This window comes from Sinorhizobium mexicanum (assembly GCF_013488225.1).
GTDB lineage: Bacteria > Pseudomonadota > Alphaproteobacteria > Rhizobiales > Rhizobiaceae > Sinorhizobium > Sinorhizobium mexicanum.
In genome coordinates, this window is sequence record NZ_CP041238.1 from 3025848 (window position 1) to 3049942 (window position 24095).

Consider the following 24095-nt stretch of genomic DNA (forward strand, 5'->3'; position numbering starts at 1 on the left):
GTTCATTTGGCCAGCGCGAAGAAGTCGTCGAATTCCGGCATCGGCGCAGTCTCGACGAAGGCACGCAACAGGTCGTGGTCGGTGAACACCGCCTGCAGCGCTTCGATCTCCTTCGAGAGCGGGCGGTCCTTGAGATAGATCGGGCTGACCGAGCGGGTGCGATCATAGGCGAGCTTGACGACGCCCATCGGTTCGTCGCCGACAAGGTCGATCGCCTGCGCCGAGAGCATCGCCTCGATCGCGGCAAGCTGGCGGAGATCGCGAACCTGCGCCTCCATGCGCTCGACGATCAGCGGCAGGAAGGTCGCCTCCTCTTCCAATCCGCCGGCCACCACGATCGACTGCGCGGACAAGGGAACGGCAAGCGACTGGACACGCATGTAGAGTTCGACGGCGAGCTTCATCAGAGGCCCGAGCCCGGTGGCGACCTCCCCGGGCGCGACGAGATTGACCGAGAGGTTGCGCCGCCCGCCGTTCGAAAGCAGGATGCAGCGGTTCAGGACATTGCGCGCCACATGCGAGAAAGCGATCTGCGCCGCCTCGATATAGAGCGTCGTCGTCAGCGGCAGGGACGCACCGGATGAGTGCACCTGCCCGCCGAGCACCACGGGGTTGTCGTCCGAGAGATAGGTTGCCTCGACAAGTCGGCCGGCGGCGACCAGCAGGGTGTCGACGACCGAACCGAAGACCTGGGCGGTCATGCGGAGGCTCAGCGGATCGTGTATCGCCATTGGCAAGGGCCACTCGGTGATGCCCGACTGGCCGTAGAGCCAGGAACCGACGAGTGCCTCGCCGCGCGTCGACAGCGTTGCAGCGACCAGCCAAGGATCCGCCGACGCTCCGAGTGCGCGTGACGACATGACGCCGGTGACAAGCAGCACGCGGATCGCCGCAGCCGCCTCACGCAGGACGTCGCCCGCTGCCGCATAGGAGATTGCATTGACGCTGAGTGCGGCAAGCGCATCGCGCGGCCGCATGACGAAAGGCGTCAGCCCCGCCTCTTTCAAGGCCGATTCCGCCGTCATGAGCTGACCGTTAAAATAGGCTTCGCCGACGCCGGTCAACACGGAGGCCACCTGGCCCATCAGTCCGATATCGGCGCAGCCCATCGAGCCGTGGCGGCGCACGGCCGGGACGATCCCCCGCTCAAGAAGCGCGACGAAGGCATCTATAAGTTCCGGGCTGCACCCGGTATGCCCGCGCATCGCGGTGTTGACGCGGATGGCGATCGCCTTGCGGATGACCGGCGCGGGAAAGAATCCGCCGGTGCCGAAGTGATGGGCGCGTACGAGCGACGTGTTGAATTCGGCGAGATCGTCGGCCGTCCACAACCGGTCCTTCATCGAGCCGACGCCGGTGTTGGAGCCATAGACCGGCAGGCCCATGGCGACGCGGTCGGCGACCACCTTGTGGGCAGCGGCGACCCGCTCCATGCCGCTATCATCCGGAACCGGTCGCGCCAGCCCTGAGCCGATTTCTTCGAGTACCCCGAAGTCGAGCGGTTTCCCGCACAGGACGATGGTCTTGACGGATTGCAGCATGCCGAAACGAACCTCTTTTGCGAGCATGCTATGCGCACAGTGCCGATGCGTGGTATATCCCAAATTCGGAACGAATGATGCTGAAATCCGAACAGTTCGAACAGCATCCCTGTTCGAAGCGCGGGTAGATACGTGGATATTGCAACGATCGTCCTTGTCGACGCGACTCTGCGTGAAGGCGGCATACGGCGTGCGGCAAAGCTCAGCGGCCGCCCACCGTCGAGTGTCAGCGCCGCCGTCCGACGCTTCGAGCAGACGATTTCCGTTCCGTTGCTCCGCCGCGAGGGCGCCATGCTCGTGCCTACGCTGGAGGCGCAGGCCCGCACCGCGGACATAGCGGAAGCGGCCGACACCGCAACGCTTCTCGTGAACCGCCTTGGTAGCCTGGCGGCAGGCCCGATCCCGCCCGTCAGCCTGGCTGCGCTCGACCGTTTCGTGAAGATCGCCCGCAACGGCAGCATACGCTCCGTCGCCCGGATGCTCGGTCTCGGCCAGCCGCAGTTGACCCGCCAGATGGCGAACCTCGAGCGCCATCTGGGATACCGGCTGTTCGAGCGCGCCTATCACGGCGTGGTCTGCACCGAGGAAGCGCTCGCCGCCATCCCGCTGGCAGAAAAACTGCTTCAATGCTGGGGACGCCTGACACGCGCATCGGACGACCGCTTCCGCCGCGACGCGACGACATGGCGTCTCGGCGCGGTGATGCCGCTCGGCCCCGAGAGCGAGATCGCGCGCATGCTGGCGGCGCTGACGGCCGCCTGGCATGCTTCCCGCCCCCGTCAGCACCTCTTCATTTCGAGCACGACTGCAGACGAACTCATCGCCGGGCTGAAGAGCCGACGCTTTGACGCCGCGCTCCTCGACGTCGCCGACTTTCCCCACGAATTCGACGGTCGGCTCGTATCGGAAACGCCGCTGGCGCTCGCCGGCGCCGCGGCAACGCTCTCCGAGATGGGCGGCGACTTCGCCCGTCTGCTCTGCACCTCCCCGATCGCCGTGCCGAGTGCCAAGAGCGGGCTGAGGCGCGAGGCGACGCGTTTTCTGGAAGATACGCTCAGCGAGAGCGAGCGGCGGCGCGTCACCCTGATCGAAGTGGACTCGATCCCGGTGATCATCAATCTCGTCAGCCACCACGGCTATCTCTCGATATTGCCGGAAAGCTCGCTCGCCCGCGTCCATCGCCCACCCGCGATGATCCGGCTCTCGTCCCGATACAGGCAATCCCTGACCCTCGTCTGGCCCAGGAAGGCGCTTTGGGCCCAGGCCGGCGAAGCCATCTTCAGGATGATGAAGACCGGAACGGTGCGAACCTGAGTCGCCGTCTGACGAAGTCGCACCAAGCCGCTGATTCGAATCGCCAATCTGGTGCGGCCTGATTCTCCGTCTGAAGCTGTTCAATCAGCTCTTGAGCTTCAGGCGCCGGCGCGTTTCGCTGGGGCTTTCGCGATAGTGCGCGCGGTAGCTGCGCGAGAATGAGGACGACGAATTGAAGCCGGCGATCGCAGCGATATCGGCAAACTCCATCCGCGTTTCGATCACCTTTCGGCGCGCGGCATTAAGACGGAGAGCGAGATAATGCTCATGCGGGGCGACGCCCATCGTGTCCTTGAAGAGGTCCTGCAGATGCCGGGCGCTGACACCGGCGCGGCGTGCAAGCCGTGCCAGCGTCAGCGGCGCCTCGACGGTCTCCTCCATCAGCTTGACCGCCGCGCCGACCCGGGCGTCGAGAATGCGCATATTGCCGATTGCCGGCACCTGCAGCAGGTCGCCACGCGTGCGCTCCTGCTCGTAGATGAAGAGGCGCGAGACCTCGAGCGCCAGCGAGTAGCCATGCGCCCGGCGGATCAGTTCGAGCATCAGGTCGAGCGTCGGCAACGAACCGCCGGTGGTGATGCGCTTGCCGTCGATGACGAAACGCTCTCGCACCATGGTCACATGCGGATAGGCGGCGGCGAAATCCTCGAAATCCTCCCAATGGGTCGTGGCGGAAAAATTGTCGAGCAGGCTGGTCTCGGCAAGCAGCCACGAGCCGGATTCGATCCCCGCCATGACCTCCCGATGCCGCGCCGTCTGCGACAGCAGCATCTTGAGTTGCGAAGTGGCGCTGCGCTTCCAGTTGTAGCTCGAAACCACGAAGAGCGGCGCGGTTTCGCGCTGCGGCCGGAACGGGCCGGAGACCGGAATGGGAATCCCGCTCTTGGTCTCGATCGCTTCGCCGTCAGGGCTGAAAATCGTCCAGTTGTACAGCGCGCGGCCGGCGATTCGGTTGGCGGCACGTAGCGGCTCGATCACGGAAGCGACGAGGATCAGATTCGTCTCCGGGAGAACCAACAAATCGATGTGCTGCACCTGCGAAGCAACCTGATCCATGGCAAAACTTCCTGCTTACGTTGCCGATAATGTATATGATACAGCCGATAATGAAAAGCAGTGCCGGCCTTTCTGCCCCGTAATAGCTCCCAACAAAAGGGAGACAGCAATGCCGCTCAGCATGAACCGCGAGGTATTCATCACCTGCGCCGTCACCGGTTCGGGAGACACAGTTTCCAAATCCAGCCACGTCCCGATTACGCCGAAGCAGATCGCCGAAGCCGCGGTTGAAGCCGCCAAGGCGGGGGCAGCAATCATCCATTGCCACGTCCGCGACCCGGAGACCGGCGCACCGGCCCGCCGCCTCGACCTCTACCGGGAAGTGACCGATCGCATCCGTTCCGCCGACGTCGACATTGTGCTGAATCTCACCGCCGGCATGGGTGGGGATCTTGTTTTCGGCAATGTCGAAAGCCCCCTCCCGGTCAATGAGAAGGGCACTGACATGGCCGGCGCCACCGAGCGTGTCGCCCATGTTGCCGAATGCCTGCCGGAAATCTGCACACTCGACTGCGGGACCATGAACTTCTCGCTTGGCGACTACGTCATGACCAACACCCCGTCGATGCTGCGCGAGATGGCCCGCCAGATGACCGCGCTTGGCGTCCGCCCCGAGATCGAAGCCTTCGACACCGGCCACCTCTGGTTCGCCAAGCAACTCGTCGAAGAAGGCCTGATCGAGGATCCCGTGCTGATCCAGCTCTGCATGGGCATTCCGTGGGGCGCGCCCGACGACCTCAACACCTTCATGGCGATGGTCAACAACGTGCCGTCGAACTGGACCTTCTCTGCCTTCTCGATCGGCCGAAATGCGCTCGCCTACCCGGCGGCGGCGATCCTTGCCGGCGGCAACGTCCGCGTTGGCTTGGAAGACAACCTCTATATCGGCAAGGGCCAGCTCGCCACCAACGGCCAGCTCGTCGAAAAGGCGGTGTCCGTTATCGAGGGCATGGGCGCAAAGATCGTCGGCCCGGCAGAGGTCCGCGAGAAACTCAAGCTAAAGAAGCGGTAAGGCCCCTCCCAACCCTCCCTCACAAGGGAGGACTTAACTTGCCGCGCCGGAGCCATCCTCCCCCTTGTGGGGAGGGTGGCCCGGAGGGCGGACGGGGTTCCAAGCCAACAGTTGAATGGAGAGGGCATGAGCATCATCAGCAAGGCCGCCTGCGTCGGCGGCGGCGTCATCGGCGGGGCCTGGGCGGCGCGTTTCGCTCTTGCCGGCATCGACGTCAACATCTTCGATCCGCATCCGGAAGCCGAGCGCATCATCGGCGAGGTCATGGCCAATGCCCAGAAGGCCTATGGCATGCTGACCATGGCGCCACTGCCGCCGCGCGGCAAACTCAACTTCTGCAAGACGATCCAGCAAGCGGTCGAAGGGGTTGACTGGATTCAGGAAAGCGTTCCCGAGCGGCTGGAGTTGAAGCGCGGCGTCATCACCGAGATCGACGCATTTGCCCGCCCGGACGCGCTCATCGGTTCCTCGACCTCGGGCTTGCTGCCCTCGGACCTGCAGGCCGACATGAAAAACCCCGAACGCATGTTCGTGGCGCACCCCTATAACCCGGTCTATCTGCTGCCGTTGGTCGAGCTCGTCGGCGGCAAGAAGACTTCATCGGAAACGATCAAGCGGGCGGAAGAAGGCGTTGCCGAAATCGGCATGAAAGGCGTCGTGATCGCCAAGGAGATCGAAGCCTTCGTCGGCGACCGCCTGCTCGAAGCGCTCTGGCGCGAGGCGCTCTGGCTGATCCAGGACGACATCTGCGACACCGAGACGCTCGACAACGTCATGCGTTATTCCTTCGGCATGCGCTGGGCGCAGATGGGCCTGTTCGAGACCTATCGCATCGCCGGCGGCGAAGCCGGCATGCGCCACTTCCTCGCCCAGTTCGGCCCCTGCCTCAAATGGCCCTGGACCAAGTTCACCGATGTCGTCGACCTCGACGACGCGCTCGTCGAGAAGATCGGCGCCCAGTCGGACGCCCAAGCCGTCGGCCGCTCGATCCGCGAACTCGAACGCATCCGCGACGAAAACCTCGTGGGCATCATGCATGCGCTGAAAGCCGGCAATGGCGGTGAAGGCTGGGGCGCTGGCAAGCTGCTCGCCGATTTCGAAAAGCGCCTTTGGGCAAAGGGCGGCGATCAGGCGAAAAGCTATGACGCCTCCGGTCCGCTGCGGCTCCTCGACACCAAGGTCAACGCAGCCTGGGTCGACTATAACGGCCACATGACCGAGCATCGCTATCTGCAGCTCTTCGGCGACACCTCCGATGCGCTGCTGCGCCTGATCGGTGTCGACTTCGATTATGTCGAAGCCGGCCACAGCTACTACACCGTCGAAACCCACATCCGCCATCTGGGTGAAGCCAAGCTCGGCCAGGCGCTCTGCACGACGCTCCAGCTTCTCGCCTCCGACGAGAAACGGGTCCATTTCTTCACGAGGATCCACGATGCCGCGTCCGGCGACGTCATCGCGACCGCCGAACAGATGATGCTGCACGTCGACGCCAAGGCCGGCAAATCGGTCCCGGCGCCGGCGGAAGTGCTGGCGAAGCTTAAGCCGATCGCCGAAGGCCATGCGAAGCTCGCTGTACCGGAAGGTGCCGGGCGTTATGTGGGGCAGAAGCGGTGAACGCATGAGGGCGAATGATCGCCCCTCATCCGCCTGCCGGCACCTTCTCCCCGCAAGCGGGGAGAAGGGATATGTCGCAGCCGCTCGCTTGGCCCTCACCGTAGGGCGAGGCACGAGATGTCCCCTCTCCCCGCCTGCGGGGAGAGGGCTAGGGTGAGGGGCAAGAGCCAAGCAAGCAAAGGGCCGATGGGGAGATCGGCCCAGGCGGGCGGACCAAAAAATACGAGGGAGAACAATGAATTTCGCACTGACCGAAGAACAGCAGATGATCGTCGACACGGTCCGCAACTTCGTCGAGACCGAGATCTATCCGCATGAAAACGAGGTCGAGCGCACCGGTATCGTACCACGCGAGCTCGGCCAGGAAATTGCCCGCAAGTGCAAGGAGCTCGGCTTCTTCGCCTGCAACTTTCCGGAAGAGGTCGGCGGTGCCGGGCTCGATCACCTGACCTTCACGCTCGTCGAACGCGAGCTTGGCCGTGGCTCGATGGGCTTGACCGTATTTTTCGGCCGCCCCTCCGGCATCCTGATGGCCTGCAACGAAGAGCAACGCGAACGCTACCTGCTGCCGGCCGTCAAGGGCGATAAATTCGACGCGCTCGCCATGACCGAGCCGGACGCTGGCTCCGACGTGCGCGGCATGAAATGCTTCGCCAGACAGGACGGCGACGACTGGATCGTCAACGGCACGAAGCACTTCATCAGCCACGCCGACATCGCCGATTTCGTCATCGTCTTCATCGCCACCGGCGAGGAGCAGACACCGCGCGGCCCGAAGAAGAAGATCACCTGCTTCCTCGTCGATCGCGGCACGCCTGGTTTCCAGATCCGTGAAGGCTACAACTCCGTTTCGCATCGCGGCTACAAGAACTGCATCCTGACCTTCGACGACTGCCGCCTGCCCTCCTCGCAGATCCTCGGCGAGGTGCACAAGGGTTTCGACATCGCCAATGAATGGCTCTATGCCACGCGCCTGACGGTCGCCGCCACCTCGGTCGGGCGGGCGCGGCGCGCCTTCGACTATGCGCTCTCCTATGCCGCCGAACGCAAGCAGTTCGGCAAGCCGATCGGCGCCAACCAGGGCGTCTCCTTCAAGCTTGCCGACATGATCACCGAGATCGACGCCGCCGACCTTCTGACGCTGTCGGCCGCCTGGCGGCTCGACCAAGGCCTGCCGTCAAACCGCGAGATCGCCTCTGCCAAGGTCTATGCAACGGAAATGCTGGCGCGCGTCACCGACGAGGCGATCCAGATCTATGGCGGCATGGGCCTTATGGACGACCTGCCGCTCGCCCGCTTCTGGCGTGACGCCCGCGTCGAGCGCATCTGGGATGGCACTTCGGAAATCCAGCGCCACATCATCAGCCGCGACCTGCTGCGGCCGCTGGGGGCTTGAGGGATGATGTACGGTTTTCGGCTAGGCCATTTGCCCCTCACCCGTACCCTCTCCCCGCGTGCGGGGAGAGGGTACGCCGTGCTGCGCGCGCTTCTCCTGTCGGTGAGGCCTAGCACGCGGGGGCGGCAGGTCCCTTCTCCCCGTGTTATGGGGAGAAGGTCGCGGCAGCGGGATGAGGGGCATCGCCCTGCCGCGTTGAGGGAGTGCAGGGCGTAATGACCACCCCTCCCCGCTCTCTCGACCGGCTGATCCGCCCGCGCTCCATCGCCGTCTTCGGCGGCAAGGAGGCACGCCGCGTCATCGAACAATGCGACAAGATGGGCTTTGCCGGCGAGATCTGGCCGGTCCACCCACGCGAAGAAGAAATTCGCGGCCGCCGTTGCTACCGCTCGGTGGCGGACCTGCCGGATGCGCCGGACGCCTCTTTTGTCGGCGTTAACCGCGCACTGACGATCGAGATCATCCGCGAGCTCGCCGCACGCGGTGCCGGCGGCGCCGTTTGCTACGCCTCGGGCTTCCGCGAAGCAGCAAGCGAACTTGCCGACGGCAATGATCTGCAGGAGGCGCTGGTTGCCGCCGCCGGCGACATGCCGATCGTCGGGCCCAATTGCTACGGCTTCATCAACATGCTCGACGGCGCCCTGCTCTGGCCGGACCAGCACGGCATGCTGCGCGTCGAGCGCGGCGTCGCAATCCTCACGCAGTCTTCGAACATTGCCTGCAACATCTCCATGCAGACCCGCGGGCTGCCGCTCGCCTATGTCATGACCGCCGGCAACCAGGCGCAGACCGGGCTGTCCGACATCGCCTGCGCCGTGCTCGAAGATCCGCGCGTCACCGCCGTTGGCCTCCACATCGAGGGCTTCGACAGCATCGAGGCGCTGGAGCGGCTGGCGACCCGAGCTCGCGAGCTGCGCAAGCCCGTCGTCACGCTGAAGGTCGGCAAATCGGAAGCCGCCCAGCTTGCGACCGTCTCCCACACGGCCTCCCTCGCCGGCAACGACCGCGTCTCCTCGGCACTGCTTGTCCGCCTCGGCATCGGCCGGGTCGACACCCTGCCGGAGCTGCTCGAAACACTGAAGCTCCTCCACCTTCACGGCCCTCTTGCCAGCGCCGACATCTCCTCGATGAGCTGCTCTGGCGGCGAGGCCTCGCTGATGGCGGATGCCGGTGTCCGGCGGAGAGTCAACTTCCGGGCGCTCCGCGAAGAGCAGCGCCAGCCGCTGAAGGAAAGTCTCGGCGAGATGGTGACCATCGCCAATCCGCTCGATTACCACACCTTCGTCTGGGGCAACCGTGACAAGCAGACGGCCGCCTTCACCGCGATGATGAAGGGCGGCTATGCCTTGAACCTGATCGTGCTCGATTTCCCGCGTCTCGACCGCTGCGACGCCGCCGATTGGGTGACGACCTGCGAGGCCGTGATCGCCTCGGCAAACGCAACCGGCGCCGTCGCGGGCATCGTCGCAAGCCTCGGCGAGAACATGCCGGAAGAAACCGCCCTTTCGCTGATGGCTGCGGGCGTCGTTCCCTTCTTCGGCATCGACGAAGCGCTCGCCGCTGCGGAGACTGCGGCCGAGATCGGCGCCGCCTGGGCAAGACCTGCCCCGCCGCCTCTCCTCAAGGTCCGGGCCGAGGCGGGCGATGCCGTTACGCTGACCGAGGCGGAAGCCAAGGCCGAACTCCTCGAATCCGGCGTCGAAGTGCCTCGGGGAAAAACGGCTGCCACGGCCGAGGAAGCGGCAGATACCGCCGAAGCCCTCGGCTTCCCGGTGGTGCTCAAGGGCCTCGGCATCGCCCACAAGACCGAAGCCGGCGCGGTCCGGCTCAACCTCACGAGTCCCGACGAGGTCTACGCCGCCGCCAACGCAATGGCCGCCGTCGCTTCCGGTTATCTTGTGGAAAAGATGGTTGCCAGGCCCGTGGCGGAACTCATCATCGGAGCGATGCGCGATCCCGTTGCCGGCCCGGTGCTCACGATCGGCGCGGGCGGAATCCTCGTGGAATTGCTCGATGATTCCGCGATCCTGACGCTTCCGACCACAGAAAAAGCGATTTCGGAGGCGATCGACAGTCTCAAGATCAGAAAACTGCTGGACGGCTATCGCGGCGGTCCGAAGGGCGATGTGGCGGCGCTGACCAGGACTGTCGCCGCAGCGGCATCCTATGTCGTTTCAAACGCTTCAAAGCTCGACGAACTCGATATCAATCCTATTATGGTGTTACCGGAAGGCCAAGGAGCTATCGCCGCTGACGCCCTGATCCGCCGGAGGAAATGACGCCTATGACCGGACCGATCCTCACCCGCCGTGAAGGCGGCATTCTCGAAGTCACGATCGACCGGCCGAAGGCCAACGCCATCGATCTGAAGACCAGCCGGATCATGGGCGAAATCTTCCGCGAGTTCCGCGACGACTCCGCCTTGCGCGTGGCGATCATCACCGGCGCGGGCGAAAAATTCTTCTGCCCTGGCTGGGACCTCAAGGCGGCTGCCGAAGGCGACGCCGTCGACGGCGACTATGGCGTCGGCGGTTTCGGCGGCATCCAGGAACTGCGCGACCTCAACAAGCCGATCATCGCCGCCGTCAACGGCATCTGTTGCGGCGGCGGTCTCGAAATCGCGCTTTCGACCGACCTCATCCTTGCCGCCGAACATGCGACCTTCGCGCTGCCGGAAATCCGTTCTGGTACCGTCGCCGATGCCGCTTCGATCAAATTGCCAAAGCGCATCCCCTACCACATCGCCATGGACATGCTGTTGACCGGCCGCTGGCTCGACGTCACCGAGGCGAACCGCTGGGGCTTCGTCAACGAGATCCTGCCGGCCAACCGACTGATGGAACGCGCCTGGGAGCTTGCGCGCCTGCTCGAGAGCGGACCGCCACTCGTCTACGCCGCGATCAAGGAAGTGGTGCGCGAGGCGGAAGGCCGCGATTTCCAGACGACGATGAACAAGATTACCCGCCGGCAGTTCAAGACGGTCGATGTCCTCTATTCGAGCGAAGACCAGCTCGAAGGAGCACGCGCCTTCGCCGAGAAGCGCGATCCCGTCTGGAAGGGGCGCTGAGACGATACGGCCGCCAAGGGCCGCGTGATTTCCAGCCGGCGAGAACCGGCATTCGACGTGGCAGGCCGCGAGAACCGGTGCACACGGGAATACTGGTCGTCCATAAGCTAGCTTATGGAAAAGATTTACAATTTAGGACGTTACAAGCCTGTTCCGAACGACTAGCCTTATGGATCGGAACAGCTGTATCGCTACCGTAGATCGCAAGGGAGGAGAAACCGGACGACATCACGCGAGCTTTGAAGCCATTTCAGACGATGGTGATACGCAACAGTCTCTACCAATCACAACAAACGGCGAATGCCGACGTAAAGAAGGGAACAGGGGAATGAGCGATTACAAAGACTATCTGACACGACAGGTCATGCTGGGCAAAATGAACCGGCGTGAGTTTCTCGGACGCGCGGCAGCTTTCGGCATCGCCGCTTCGAACGCCGGCACGCTTTTCGCAACCAGCGCCGCGGCGCAGGAGCCGAAGCGCGGCGGGCACCTGAAGCTCGGTCTCGAAGGCGCAGCTGCGACCGACTCACGGGATCCGGCAAAGGCTCTTTCGCAATTCATGTTTGTCGTCGGCCGCAACTGGGGCGACATGCTTGTCGAGAGCCATCCTACGACCGGTGCGCCGGTGCCGGCACTCGCCGAATCCTGGGAGCCTTCCGCTGACGCAGCGACCTGGACCTTCACGATCCGCAAGGGCGTCAAGTTCCATGACGGCAAGGAATTGACCATCGACGACGTGATCAAGACCCTGCAGCGCCACACCGACGACAAGTCGGAATCGGGCGCGCTCGGCGTGATGAAGTCGATCAAGGAAATCAAGGCCGACGGCGACAAGCTTGTGCTGACCCTGACGGAAGGCAACGCCGACATGCCGCTGCTGCTTTCCGACTATCACCTCATCATTCAGCCGAACGGCGGCCTCGACAAGCCGGACGCGATGATCGGCACCGGCCCGTACAAGGTGGCGAGTTTCGAACCCGGCGTGCGCGCCACTTTCGAAAAGAATGCCGACGACTGGCGCACGGATCGGGGCTATGTGGATTCGATCGAACTGATCGCCATGAACGATGCGACCGCGCGCATCGCGGCGCTTTCCTCCGGTCAGGTGCACTACATCAACCGCGTCGATCCGAAGACGGTCAGCCTCCTGAAACGGGCACCCACGGTTGAGATCCTCAATACGTCGGGCCGTGGCCACTACGTCTTCATCATGCATTGCAACACCGCGCCGTTCGACAACAACGACCTGCGCATGGCGCTGAAATACGCGATGGATCGCGAAACGATGGTCCAGCGCATCCTCGGCGGCTACGGCAAGGTCGGCAACGATTTCCCGATCAACGACACCTATGCGCTGTTCCCGGAAGGGATCGAGCAGCGCGCCTATGATCCCGACAAGGCCGCCTTCCACTACAAGAAATCCGGGCATAGCGGCCCGGTCCTGCTGCGCACGTCCGATGTCGCCTTCCCGGGGGCGGTTGACGCCGCCGTTCTCTATCAGGAGAGCGCCAAGAAGGCCGGCATCGAGATCGAGGTCAAGCGTGAACCGGGCGACGGCTACTGGACCAACGTCTGGAACGTCCAGCCCTTCTCGACCTCCTACTGGGGCGGCCGTCCGACCCAGGATCAGATGTACTCGACGGCCTATCTATCGAACGCCGACTGGAACGACACTCGCTTCCAGCGTCCGGATTTTGACAAGCTCCTGCTCGAGGCCCGCTCGGAACTCGACGAGGCCAAACGCAAGGACATGTACCGTACTCTGGCGATGACGGTGCGCGACGAGGGCGGCGTGATCCTGCCGATGTTCAATGATTTCGTGAACGCCGCCACCAAGCAGGTGAAGGGCTATGTCCACGACATTGGCAATGACATGTCGAACGGCTATGTCGCAACCCGTGTTTGGCTCGACGCGTGATGACGGAAAGCGGACCAATGACTGGTCCGGTTCTGACGGATGGGACCGCGGGTGAACAGCCGCGGTCTGCCGACCTTTCCGGAGTGCCAGCAAAACCCAACCCCACCGGCGCCAACGGCGAGATCGGTGGCACCTTCTGGCGGCGTTTCGTCTTTCGCCGTCCTCTCGCGGCGCTGATCCTTCAGCGCCTCGGCTTGAGTGTTGGATTGCTTTTCGCCGTGTCGCTGATGATCTTCGGCGGCATCGAAGCCTTGCCCGGCGATTTCGCCACCACCTATCTCGGCCAGTCGGCAACACCGCAGGCGGTCGAAAACATCCGCAAGGACCTCGGCCTCGACCGGCCGTGGAGCGAACGCTACCTCAACTGGCTCGGCGGCGCCGTCAAGGGTGACTTCGGCACCTCGTGGGCCAGCAAGAATTCGGTCAGCGAGCAGATCGGCAACCGGCTCGGCAATTCGTTGTTCCTTGCGTTCTTTGCCGCGCTCATCTCCGTCCCGCTCGCCGTCGGGCTCGGCATGCTGGCCGTGCAGTTCCGCAACCGAATGCCGGACAAGATCATCAACGTGATATCGCTCGCGGCGATCTCGCTGCCGGAATTCTTCATCGGCTACCTGCTGATCATGTTCTTTGCCGTCAAATGGGGCGTCGCCACCTTCCCGGCGACGGTCTATGAGAGCATGAGCTTCACCGAACGGCTTTCGGCGATCGCGCTTCCGGTCGCGACCCTCGTCCTCGTCGTTCTCGCCCATATGATGCGCATGACGCGGGCGGCAATCCTCAACGTCATGTCATCTGCCTATGTCGAGACCGCCGAACTGAAGGGGCTCAGCACCTTCCGCATCATCGCTCGTCACGCCGCTCCAAACGCCGTGGCCCCGGTCATCAACGTCATCGCGCTGAACCTGGCCTACTTGGTCGTCGGCGTCGTCGTCGTCGAGGTGGTCTTCGTCTATCCGGGCATGGGGCAATACATGGTGGATGCGGTCACGGTGCGCGACATGCCGGTCGTGCAGGCCTGCGGCCTGATCTTCGCGGCCTTCTACATCTTCCTCAATATGGCGGCAGACATTCTCGCCATTCTCGCCAACCCGAGACTGAGGCACCCGCGATGAACCTGAGATCTATCCCCCTGAGCGCCTGGGTAGGCATCGCGGGCATCGCGATCGCCATTCTCTGCGCGATTTTCGCACCGGTCATCGCGCCCTATGGCGAGCGGGACGTCGTCGGCGAAATCTGGCTTCCGGCCGGCGGCGACTTCCTGCTCGGCACCGACAATCTCGGGCGCGACCTCCTCTCGCGCCTGATCTACGGCGCCCGCACTACCATTCTCGTGGCGCTGGCGGCAACAGTGCTCTCCTTCTCGCTCGGCATGATCCTAAGCTTTGCCGCGGCGGTCATGGGTGGCTTCGTCGACCAGCTCTTCTCGCGCTTCAACGATCTGATGATGGCGATTCCGACGCTGATCTTCGCCCTCGTCGTGCTCGCGGTATTGCCGCAGCATCTGTGGATCCTGATCCTGGTGATGGCGGTGCTCGATTCCACCCGCGTCTTCCGCATCGGCCGTGCCGTCGCGCTCGACGTTGCGGTGATGGAGTTCGTCGAGGCGGCACGGCTCAGAGGCGAAGGCTCGCTCTGGATCATCTTCCGCGAGATCCTGCCGAACACGCTGTCGCCGCTGCTCGCCGAATTCGGCCTACGCTTTGCCTTCTCGATCCTGTTCCTCTCCACCCTCTCCTTCCTCGGCCTCGGCATCCAGCCACCGGCCGCCGACTGGGGCGGCATGGTCAAGGACAACAAGGACGGCATCATCTTCGGCATCTCGGCCGCCTTGGTGCCGGGCGCGGCGATCGCGACGCTCGCAATCTGCGTCAACCTCGTCGTCGACTGGCTGATGAAGCGGACCTCGAGCCTGAAAGGAGGGCGCGGCGATGCCTGAGCTTCTTTCCGTCAAGAACCTGAAAATCGAGGCGACGAGCTACCCGCCGGGCGAACCGCCAAAGGTCGTGACCCTGGTCGAAGGCGTTTCTTTCGACTTGCAGAAAGGCAAGGTGCTCGGTCTCATCGGCGAGTCGGGCGCCGGCAAGTCAACGATAGGCCTTTCGGCACTTGCCTATGGCCGCGGCGGCTGCCGCATCATCGGCGGCGAGGTGCTGCTCAACGGCCGCGACATCCTGAAGCTTGGCCGTTCCGGCATCAACTCGGTGCGCGGCGCCCAGGTCTGCTATGTTGCACAATCCGCAGCAGCCGCCTTCAACCCGGCCCACAAACTCGGCGACCAGGTCATCGAGGCCTCGGTCCGGCACGGCATCATGACGCGGGATGAAGCCGAAAAACGCGCGCTTTATCTCTTCCGGGTGCTCGGCCTGCCCAATCCGGAAACCTTCGGCGAGCGATACCCTCACCAGGTTTCGGGCGGCCAGTTGCAGCGCGCCATGACCGCCATGGCGCTCTGCCCGAACCCGGAACTGATCGTCTTCGACGAACCGACCACGGCGCTTGATGTCACCACGCAGATCGACGTGCTTGCCGCGATCAAGCACGCTATCGAGGAGACGCATACGGCGGCGCTCTACATCACCCACGATCTCGCCGTGGTGGCGCAGGTGTCCGACGACATCATGGTGCTGCGCCATGGCAAGACCGTCGAATACGGCACGACCAAGCAGGTGATCGAAGCGCCCAAGGAAGACTATACCCGCGCCCTCGTCAGCGTCCGTCAGACCAAGCGCGACGAAGCAGCGGACCAGTCCGGTACGCTTCTCAAGATCGAGCATGTCCATGCCGGCTATGCCAATGGCTTCAAGGTGCTGCACGACGTGTCGATGCACCTGCCGAAGGGCCAGACGCTGGCAATCGTTGGAGAATCCGGCTCCGGCAAGTCGACGCTCGCCCGCGTCATCACCGGCCTTTTGCCACCGTCCGAGGGCCGCATCACCTTCGACGGCAAGGAACTGCCAAAGGCATTGAAGGGCCGGACGAACGACGAGCTGCGCCGCATCCAGATGATCTACCAGATGGCGGATACAGCGATGAATCCGCGCCAGACCGTGCGTGACATCATCGGCCGCCCGCTTTCCTTCTATTTCAGCATGCACGGCGCCAGGAAGACCGAGCGGGTCAAGGAACTGCTCGACCAGATCGAGATGGGGCCGCGGTTCCTCGACCGCTATCCGGCCGAGCTTTCCGGTGGCCAGAAGCAACGCGTCGCGATCGCCCGGTCTCTTGCCGCCAGGCCGGAACTCATCCTGTGCGATGAGCCCACCTCGGCGCTGGACCCTTTGGTGGCCGAAGGCATCCTGAATCTGCTTCTGAGGCTTCAGGAGGAAACCGCTGTTTCCTATGTCTTTATCACCCACGACATCGCCATCGTTCGAGCCATCGCCGACAGCGTCGCGGTCATGCACCGCGGTCGCTTGGTGCGCTTCGGACCGAAGTCGAAGGTGCTCTCGCCGCCGTTCGACGACTATACCGACCTGCTCCTGAAATCGGTGCCGGAGATGGAAATCGGCTGGTTGGAAAAGGTGCTGAAGACACGGCGCATGGAGAGCGCCGGTAATTGATGCGTTTCTCTCCTCGAACTCGGGAGAGAAAACCGGCGTCGCCGTCGCTAGGATCATTTCATTGTTTCATTGAAACAGTGAAATGATCTAACTCTTTGAGACTACGCAATTCCGGACGAAAAACCGTTACACACTTTTCCTGGAATTGCTCTAATACTCTGCCGGGATGGTCAACACCTCGGCGTCCGGGGTCTCCAGAAAGCGCCTGACTGCAGACGGCAACTGCCGTGATCCGAAGGGAAGCAGCCCGCAGCGCGAAAGCATCTGGCGCTTGTCCGGATCCTGCCCGATATGCCGCCAGATCATACGCGAGGCGTAAGGCAGGTTCTCCTTCCGCCACGAAACCCCCATCGTGGTGCCGCGCAGATAGACCCGCTGGTGCACCTCGAATGGCATCAGGATCGTCTGCGCCAGCATCGACGCGTGCCCGACGGTACGCTCGGCAATGAAGATGCGGTTCCGCCAGAAGGTGACAAGGCCGACATATTTCGAGAACTGCTGGATCTCGTTTGCCACGTCGCGAATGCGCTCGATCGATTTCACCCGGATCGAGCCGCCTTCTTCGTAGATATGCGCGCAGGAACAGACAATGAAGCCGGGCCAGGAGAGCGAAAGATGATAGGTCTGGTAGTAGCCGAGATGGCGGCGAAGGGCCGCGGCATCGCCCGGGAACCCTTCAAGGAGTTGCCCCGCTTCCAGGCGATGGCGCTCGGGACGAGTCATCCGCGCTTCGAAGAGTTTTGGCGAGAGCGAAAAATCCTGTGTCGAAACCCCGAAGAACGCCACGATCCGTGCAACGTTGTGCGGTGACGGCCGCGCCTCGCCGTTAATGTAGCGATTGAACTGCTGGCGATTGATACCGATTTCGCGGCAAATCTGCGAGATCGAACGCCGGGTCGCGCAGGCGAAACGCAAGTTGGTGACGAACGTATCGTCCTGCTCCACATCAGGCTCCTGAACTCTTGATCTCAAGGAGCGTAAACGAGCGTAAATCAGCGTCAAGTCGCGAAATTGTTTCGTATCAGGTACGCGCTAGGTTTTCGTCAAACAACATACAAAGGGAACCCTGAAATGACGGAACTCACGAAGCGTCCCGACGGCCTTATCGTCCCGACTGGCATCAACCGCCGCGGCTTCCTCGCGGGCACGGCCGCGCTGGGTCTCGCCGCCGGCCTCGGTGGCACGCTGCCGGCGGGCAAGGCCCACGCACAGGAGCCGAAACGCGGCGGCCACCTGAAGCTCGGCCTCAAAGGCGGCGCGACAACGGATTCCCTCGATCCAGCCGCCTATACCGGCTCCGTTTCGTTCGTGATCGGTCATCTCTGGGGCGACAAGCTCGTCGAATCCGATCCGGTGACTGGCGCGCCCCTCCCCTCGATCGCCTCTTCCTGGGAGCCTTCCGCGGATGCCTCGGTCTGGACCTTCAAGATCCGCAACGACATCGCCTTCCATGACGGCAGCAAGCTGACGGTCGCCGACGCGGTCGCGACGCTGAAGCGACACTCCGACGAGGGCTCGAAGTCGGGCGCGCTTGGCCTGATGCGGTCGATCAAGACGATCGAAGAAAAGGCCGGTGATCTCGTTCTGACGCTTACGGAAGGCAATGCGGACCTGCCGCTGCTGCTCACCGATTACCACCTGATCATCCAGCCGGGCGGTGGCGTCGAAAATCCTGCCTCCACGATCGGAACGGGGCCGTACAAGCTCGTAAGCTATGAGGCCGGCATCCGCGCGACCTTCGAGAAGAACACCGCCGACTGGCGCTCGGATCGCGGCTTTGTCGACAGCGTCGAGATCATCGTCATGAACGATAATTCCGCGCGCATCGCGGCGCTTTCCTCGGGCCAGGTGCATTTCATCAACAACGTCGACCCGAAGACCGTATCGCTTCTCAAGCGCGCCCCTCGCGTCCAGATCCTTCAGACCCCAGGCAAGGGCTTCTACAGCTTCCTGATGCATTGCGACACGGCGCCCTTCGACAACAACGATCTCAGGCTGGCGCTGAAATACGCGATCGACCGGCAGGCCATCCTGGATCGGGCCGTTGGCGGCTACGGCAAGCTCGGCAACGACTATCCGGTCAACGAAAACTACGCGCTCGCGCCTACGGGCATCGAGCAGCGCGTCTACGATCCGGATAAGGCGGCCTTCCACTACAAGAAATCCGGTCATGACCGGCCGATCCTGCTGCGCACCTCCGATGCCGCCTTCCCCGGCGCGGTCGACGCAGCGGTTCTCTTCCAGGAAAGCGCCCGCAAGGCTGGCATCGAGCTCGAAATCAGGCGCGAGCCGGAGGATGGCTATTGGACCAATGTCTGGAACGTCCAGCCATTCTCCGCCTCCTATTGGGGTGGGCGCCCGACGCAAGATTCCCGCTACTCGACCTCATATCTCTCAAGCGCGGAATGGAACGACACGCGCTTCAAGCGTGCGGATTTCGACAAGCTCTTGTTGCAGGCGCGCTCCGAACTTGACGAGGCGAAACGCAAGGAACTCTATCATACGATGGCGGTTATGGTGCGCGACGAAGGCGGTCTGATCCTGCCCGTCTTCAACGATTACGTGAACGCCGCCTCCGCCTCGCTGAAGGGCTTCGTGCACGACATCGGCAACGACCTTTCGAACGGCTATGTGGGAAGCCGCGTCTGGTTCGACAGCTAAAACGGATGAGGAAGAGTGCGGGCGGTTTTCCGCCCGCATGCTTCGTCCCTAAAGTCAGGCATGGATCGGGAGGTAGGCAACATGGCCGATCGCAACTTCACCGTCGTCGAGAACGAATGGATTACGCTCAAGGACGGGACGCGCCTTGCCGCGCGCATCTGGATGCCGGAGGGCACGGAGCAGAATCCGGTGCCGGCCGTTCTCGAATATCTGCCCTATCGCAAGCGCGACGGCACCTCAGCCCGCGATGAATCGACCTATCCGGTCTTCGCCGCCGCCGGCATTGCCGGCGTGCGCGTCGACATTCGCGGCTCCGGCGAATCCGAAGGCGTGATCGACGGGGAATATACGCCGCGCGAACTTTCCGACGGCTGCGAGATCATCGAATGGATCGCGTCGCAGCCGTGGTCAAACGGCAAGATCGGGATGATGGGCATTTCCTGGGGCGGCTTCAACTGTCTGCAGGTCGCGGCCCTCAAGCCGCCGGCGCTCAAAGCGGTCATATCGATCGCCTCGACCGTCGACCGCTACAACGACGACATCCACTACAAGAACGGCTGCCATCTCTCGGCGCAGCTCTCCTGGGCGGCGACCATGCTCGCCTATCAATCACGCTCGCCGGATCCCGAACTTGTCGGCGAACGCTGGAAGGAAATGTGGCTTGAGCGGCTCGAAAACGAACCTTTCTTCCTGGAGGAATGGCTGGAGCACCAGCGCCGCGACGATTTCTGGCGCCACGGGTCAATTTGCGAGGACTTCGAGCGCTTCCCCATTCCCGCCCTGGTAATCTCCGGTTGGGCGGACGGCTATCGCAACACCCCGATCAAGGCGGTCGAAGGGCTCGGCGACAAGGCGAAGGCCCTCATCGGCCCCTGGGTGCACAAATATCCGCATTTCGCCTGGCCAAAGCCGCGCGCAGATTTTCACAGCGAGGCGATCCGCTGGTGGAATCGCTGGCTGAGAGACGAGAAGAACGACGCGGAACAGCTGCCGCAGATGCGTGCCTATATTCTCGACGGGCCGAAGCCGGCGCTCAGGCGAAATGAAGATCCGGGACGGTGGATCGCCAAGGACGTTTGGACGGCGCCGGAAATGCGCGAGTTTGCCATCGCCGGCGACGGCAGTCTGACCGCTGGGGCCTCGGCGGCGAAGGGCGTCGGCGACGTTTATCTTCATTCGCCGCTCGACACCGGCACGGCCGCCGGCGAATATTTCACGCTGAAGCCGGATGCCGAAATGGCAGGCGACCAGCGCATCGACGACGCCGGATCCCTGACCTTCGAAACGCAGCCGCTGCTTGAAGCGCAGGATTATCTCGGACAGCCGGTCCTTAGTCTCGATGTATCCTGCAGCGCCGAAACCGCGAACCTCGTTGCCCGCATCGTCGACATTCATCCCGATGGCACCGCGACACGCGTCGCTTTCGGCGTGCTCAATCTCGCCCACCGGAACGGCAATGCGACGCCGCAGCCGATGGAGAAAAACCGCAGAACGCGCGTCACGCTGGTGCTCGACGCATGCGGCTACCGCTTCCGCGCCGGCCATCGCATCCGCCTGTCGCTGTCGACATCCTACTGGCCGATGATCCTGCCGCCGCCGACCGATCCGGGTCTCACGATCGACACCGCCAGACTTTCACTGTCGCTACCGCTCCTCGGGGATCATCGCGAGATCGTCGTTCCCCAACCGGCAAATCCCGATCCCTTGCCGCGTTATATAGAGCACTCGCCAGGAGAGACGCGCCGCACGGTCGAGCGCGACATGACGAAAGGCGTGACGCGTTACCGGATCTACGAGGACACGGGTCTTCATGAACACCCTGACACCGGCAACGCGACGCAAGACATCCGCGACGAGGTCTGGTCGATCGCTCCCGACGATCCGCATTCGATGACCGGGCTCTCCACATGGACCTGTGTCGCGCAACGCGGCGATCAGGTCGTGAAGACGGTCTCGACGTCCCGCTTGGCCTGCACGGCGTCCGAGTGGATCACCTCGGCAAGGCTTGAGGCTTTCGAGGGCGAACAGAAGATTTTCGAAAAGAGCTTCGAAAAGCGTATTCAGCGAGATTTCATGTGAGCGACCGCCGCGCGTCGAGCGTTATTGCGGCCCCTCATCCCGCTGCCGCGACCTTCTCCCCGCAGGCGGGGAGAAGGGACTCGCTGCCCGTCTAGCGCATCGGCCCGAAAATCGGAATCGATTTTCGGAAAGCACGATGCGTAGATTCAAAGACTTACAGCGTCCTTGGTGCGTCCGAAGGACGCACGGCGCTGCAGGGCCCCCTCCACCCCACCTGCGGAGAGAGAACGTCCATAGGAAGCTGAAGGGGTGCGCCAACCGCGACGGTGTCCCGTCGCCCCGCGCGCGGGGAGAGGGTTAGGGTGAGGGGCAAAGTCCAGGGCGACTCATCGTGCCAGTCAAACCCCGCAATGCCTCCACAGCCCGCTCGCCATCCGCCGCCGGTACGAAGATGTGGTCGTGGTAGTACGCCGCGACCACATTGGCGCTGATGCCATCGCGGGTTACCGCGGCCGATACCGCTGCAGTCAGCCCCACGGCCTCGAGGGCGGAATGCACGCTGAGCGTGATGAGGCGCAGAACCGGACCATAGGAAAGCCCGGCCGCATCCGCCCGCGATCGTTCGAGAATGAGCGTCAGGCCTTCCGCCTCGCGGAAAGTGCCGAGCGGCTCCAGCGCGAGCCAGGGCGCTACATATCCTTGAACGGTGCAATAGACATATTCGCCTTCCTGCAGGATCGGCTTCATCTCCGCCAACAGTCGGGCAAGGTCGGTCTCTCCACTCATACTTTCACGTCGTCCCGAGCAGTCGCGCCACGCCGTGGACGAGATGGCGAAAGCCCTCTTCTGCACCCGGACTCATGTGCCGAGCACGGAGCCAAGCATGGATCATCTGCGGCTCTTCACGGTAGGTGACATTCACGCCTGCCTGCGCAAGCCGCGCCGCATAATTCCGCGCGTCGTCCCGTAGTGGATCGAAATTCGCCGCGGTAATATAGGCCGGCGGCAAGCCGGAAAGATCGCTGGCCTTCAGCGGATGGGCGAAAGCATTGTCCGCCGGCGCCTTCAGGATGTCGCGGTAATAACCGACGTCCGCTGTTGTGAGCCCCGGCGCATCGGCCATCTCGATATACGAACCGCTGACGAGATCGCCGCCGAGAGCCGGATAGATCAGCACCTGACCGATGATGCCGGAGAGCCCCTCGGCCTTCGCCTTGAGCACGATGCCGGCCGTGAGATTGCCACCCGCACTGTCGCCGACCACGACCACCGGGCGGCCTCCCGCGATCAGGTTCTGCAACACCTCGTAGCAGTCCTCGAAAGCTGCCGGCCAGACATGCTCCGGCGCCAGGCGGTAGTCGACCGAGACCAGCTCGGCGCTGGTGCCGTCGGCGAGCTCCGCGCAGATCGCGTCATGGCTCTCCAGCGAACCGACGACGAAGCCGCCGCCGTGGATGTAGAAGATGCGCGTATCGGTCGCGACGTCACCTGGTTGATAGTGCCGCACCGGAATGCGCCCGCCCACGCGCTCATCCCGCCGCGTCAGCCCCACCGGAGACGGCGCGTCGAACTCGGCGCAAAGCGCGTCGTACCAGCGGCGCTGTAGCTCAATGGAGGCGTCGACGGCATCCGCGGGACAGAACGCCTCGCAGCGTTCGTGAAAGGCGAGTATACCCGGCTCGGTCGGCATCGGTCGCGATGTCTTTGAATCCATCCTGCGCTCCCTAATGCATGTTTCCTTTAATCGTTGCCGATTGAAGGATATGCAGCATTCACAGTGCTACAGCGACCTTTCTGCGTCTGAAAAGATGCACGGCGCTGTAGAAGAGACCTTAGCACCGGCATCCGGTTGCGCACGACAAAATGCGGCGCGGCATGGCGCAGCCGCATTGGCTCGCTTGCCATCACGTCCCTGCCCGGTGTTAAGTCCGTGCATGGCATTCACACTCCGGCAGTTGCAGTATTTCATCGCCGTCGCCGAGCAGGGCTCGGTCACCCGCGCCGCGCAGAACCTTTCGATTTCACAGTCGTCGATCACCGAAGCGATCAAGGAACTTGAAACCGACCTCGGCGTCGAGCTCTTCGACCGCCACCCCCGCGGCCTGTCGATCACCCACAACGGCCACCAGTTCCTGCGCCACGCGACGAAGATCCTGGCCGATGTCTCCGACGCGCGGCGGAGCTTTTCCGACAGCCGCGAGGAACTTGGAGGCAAGCTCAATCTCGGCGTCACCTCGCTCGTCGCGGGCTACGTCCTCTCCGACCTGCTTGCCCGCTACCGCCGCGCCTGTCCCGGCGTCGAAGTGAGCGCGATCGAGGACAACGGCTCCTATCTCGAGCATCTCCTGATCGGCGGCGAGCTCGACGTCGCGGTCATGGTGATCTCGAACCTGCGCGACCGCATGGCGTTGCAAGCGGAAATCCTCGAAACCTCCCCCTACCGTGTCTGGCTTCCGATCGGCCATCCGCTCGTCAGCGCCGATATCATCTCGGTCGACGACATTGCCAAGGAGCCGCTGATCATGCTGACCGTGGACGAAATCGAGGAGAACACCGGCAAGCTCCTGACGGCGCTTGGCGCCCGCCCGCACGTCGCCTTCCGCACCCGCTCGGTCGAGGCGGTCAGAAGCTTGGTCGCGACCGGCGCCGGCATCGCCCTCTTGCCCGATCTCGTCTACCGCCCCTGGTCGCTCGAAGGCGACCGGATCGAAAGCCGCGACGTGTCCGGCGCTCTCCCGGTGGTGCAGGTCGGCATGGTCTGGCGTAAAGGCTCGAGCCTGCCGCAATCGGCGCGCGATTTTGTCGGCATCGCCGAAGCCCTTCGCAGCGCTCGCCCCCGGTGAACGCATGATTCGCGCGGAAAACGCTTCGATTTCCTATCATTTTTCTGCGATATCGGAAAAACCGATAGCGCCATTCTGATTAATGAATTTG

Annotated in this window: 18 protein-coding genes; 13 read left to right on the top strand and 5 right to left on the bottom strand. The window is 63.3% G+C overall.

The window, feature by feature from the left end:
• Positions 1 to 2: 2 nt before the first annotated feature.
• A complete protein-coding gene (locus FKV68_RS14355; protein WP_180938475.1) occupies positions 3 to 1541 on the bottom strand; it encodes an aromatic amino acid lyase in 1539 nt (512 codons plus the stop codon).
• Between the two features lie 132 nt (positions 1542 to 1673).
• On the opposite strand from FKV68_RS14355, the gene FKV68_RS14360 reads away from it, so the two are divergent.
• Positions 1674 to 2855, top strand: coding sequence for a LysR family transcriptional regulator (locus tag FKV68_RS14360; protein WP_180938476.1), 1182 nt, complete (start codon positions 1674 to 1676; stop codon positions 2853 to 2855).
• An 84-nt stretch (positions 2856 to 2939) separates the two neighbouring features.
• Here the strand turns inward: FKV68_RS14360 and FKV68_RS14365 are convergent, their stop codons facing one another.
• Complete coding sequence (locus FKV68_RS14365; RefSeq protein WP_180938477.1) at positions 2940 to 3911, bottom strand: GlxA family transcriptional regulator; 972 nt, start codon at positions 3909 to 3911, stop codon at positions 2940 to 2942.
• A gap of 109 nt (positions 3912 to 4020) precedes the next feature.
• Between FKV68_RS14365 and bcoG the strand changes: the two genes are divergently transcribed.
• The 9 genes from bcoG (at position 4021) to FKV68_RS14410 (ending at position 16481) form a co-directional block, all read left to right on the top strand.
• Positions 4021 to 4923 (top strand): 3-dehydrocarnitine:acetyl-CoA trimethylamine transferase BcoG, encoded by a 903-nt coding sequence (bcoG, locus tag FKV68_RS14370; protein ID WP_180938478.1) that lies wholly within the window; start codon positions 4021 to 4023, stop codon positions 4921 to 4923.
• 126 nt (positions 4924 to 5049) lie between these two features.
• Positions 5050 to 6540, top strand: coding sequence for a carnitine 3-dehydrogenase (locus FKV68_RS14375; RefSeq protein WP_180938479.1), 1491 nt, complete (start codon positions 5050 to 5052; stop codon positions 6538 to 6540).
• 235 nt (positions 6541 to 6775) lie between these two features.
• The gene (locus FKV68_RS14380; RefSeq protein WP_180938480.1) at positions 6776 to 7936 is read left to right on the top strand and encodes an acyl-CoA dehydrogenase family protein; all 1161 of its coding nucleotides are present in this window, start codon (positions 6776 to 6778) and stop codon (positions 7934 to 7936) included.
• A 215-nt stretch (positions 7937 to 8151) separates the two neighbouring features.
• Positions 8152 to 10215 carry an acetate--CoA ligase family protein gene (locus tag FKV68_RS14385; RefSeq protein WP_180938481.1) on the top strand — a complete coding sequence of 688 codons (2064 nt, stop codon included), beginning with the start codon at positions 8152 to 8154 and terminating at the stop codon, positions 10213 to 10215.
• Between the two features lie 5 nt (positions 10216 to 10220).
• Positions 10221 to 11003, top strand: a complete 783-nt coding sequence (locus FKV68_RS14390; RefSeq protein WP_180938482.1) for a carnitinyl-CoA dehydratase — start codon at positions 10221 to 10223, stop codon at positions 11001 to 11003.
• 328 nt (positions 11004 to 11331) lie between these two features.
• Positions 11332 to 12921, top strand: coding sequence for an ABC transporter substrate-binding protein (locus tag FKV68_RS14395; RefSeq protein WP_180938483.1), 1590 nt, complete (start codon positions 11332 to 11334; stop codon positions 12919 to 12921).
• Positions 12921 to 14033, top strand: coding sequence for an ABC transporter permease (locus FKV68_RS14400; protein ID WP_180938484.1), 1113 nt, complete (start codon positions 12921 to 12923; stop codon positions 14031 to 14033). Before FKV68_RS14395 ends, FKV68_RS14400 begins: the two co-directional genes overlap by 1 nt.
• Positions 14030 to 14857: an ABC transporter permease gene (locus tag FKV68_RS14405; protein ID WP_180938485.1), complete on the top strand. Its 828-nt coding sequence runs from the start codon at positions 14030 to 14032 to the stop codon at positions 14855 to 14857. The genes FKV68_RS14400 and FKV68_RS14405 overlap by 4 nt, the downstream gene beginning before the upstream one ends.
• Positions 14850 to 16481, top strand: a complete 1632-nt coding sequence (locus FKV68_RS14410; protein WP_180938486.1) for an ABC transporter ATP-binding protein — start codon at positions 14850 to 14852, stop codon at positions 16479 to 16481. The genes FKV68_RS14405 and FKV68_RS14410 overlap by 8 nt, the downstream gene beginning before the upstream one ends.
• A 150-nt stretch (positions 16482 to 16631) precedes the next feature.
• Here FKV68_RS14410 and FKV68_RS14415 read toward each other — a convergent pair whose 3' ends face one another.
• Positions 16632 to 17426: a helix-turn-helix domain-containing protein gene (locus FKV68_RS14415; protein WP_180938487.1), complete on the bottom strand. Its 795-nt coding sequence runs from the start codon at positions 17424 to 17426 to the stop codon at positions 16632 to 16634.
• 126 nt (positions 17427 to 17552) lie between these two features.
• On the opposite strand from FKV68_RS14415, the gene FKV68_RS14420 reads away from it, so the two are divergent.
• A complete protein-coding gene (locus tag FKV68_RS14420) occupies positions 17553 to 19142 on the top strand; it encodes an ABC transporter substrate-binding protein (RefSeq protein ID WP_180938488.1) in 1590 nt (529 codons plus the stop codon).
• A gap of 81 nt (positions 19143 to 19223) precedes the next feature.
• Positions 19224 to 21221, top strand: coding sequence for a CocE/NonD family hydrolase (locus tag FKV68_RS14425; RefSeq protein WP_180938489.1), 1998 nt, complete (start codon positions 19224 to 19226; stop codon positions 21219 to 21221).
• A 297-nt stretch (positions 21222 to 21518) separates the two neighbouring features.
• On the opposite strand, the gene FKV68_RS14430 is transcribed toward FKV68_RS14425, so the two are convergent.
• Entirely contained in the window at positions 21519 to 21947 is a 429-nt protein-coding gene (locus FKV68_RS14430) for an ACT domain-containing protein (RefSeq protein WP_180938490.1), read from the bottom strand.
• Positions 21948 to 21951: 4 nt separating this feature from the next.
• Complete coding sequence (locus FKV68_RS14435; protein ID WP_180938491.1) at positions 21952 to 22875, bottom strand: alpha/beta hydrolase; 924 nt, start codon at positions 22873 to 22875, stop codon at positions 21952 to 21954.
• 220 nt (positions 22876 to 23095) lie between these two features.
• Between FKV68_RS14435 and FKV68_RS14440 the strand changes: the two genes are divergently transcribed.
• Positions 23096 to 24004 (top strand): LysR family transcriptional regulator, encoded by a 909-nt coding sequence (locus FKV68_RS14440; protein ID WP_136506594.1) that lies wholly within the window; start codon positions 23096 to 23098, stop codon positions 24002 to 24004.
• Positions 24005 to 24095 lie beyond the last annotated feature (91 nt).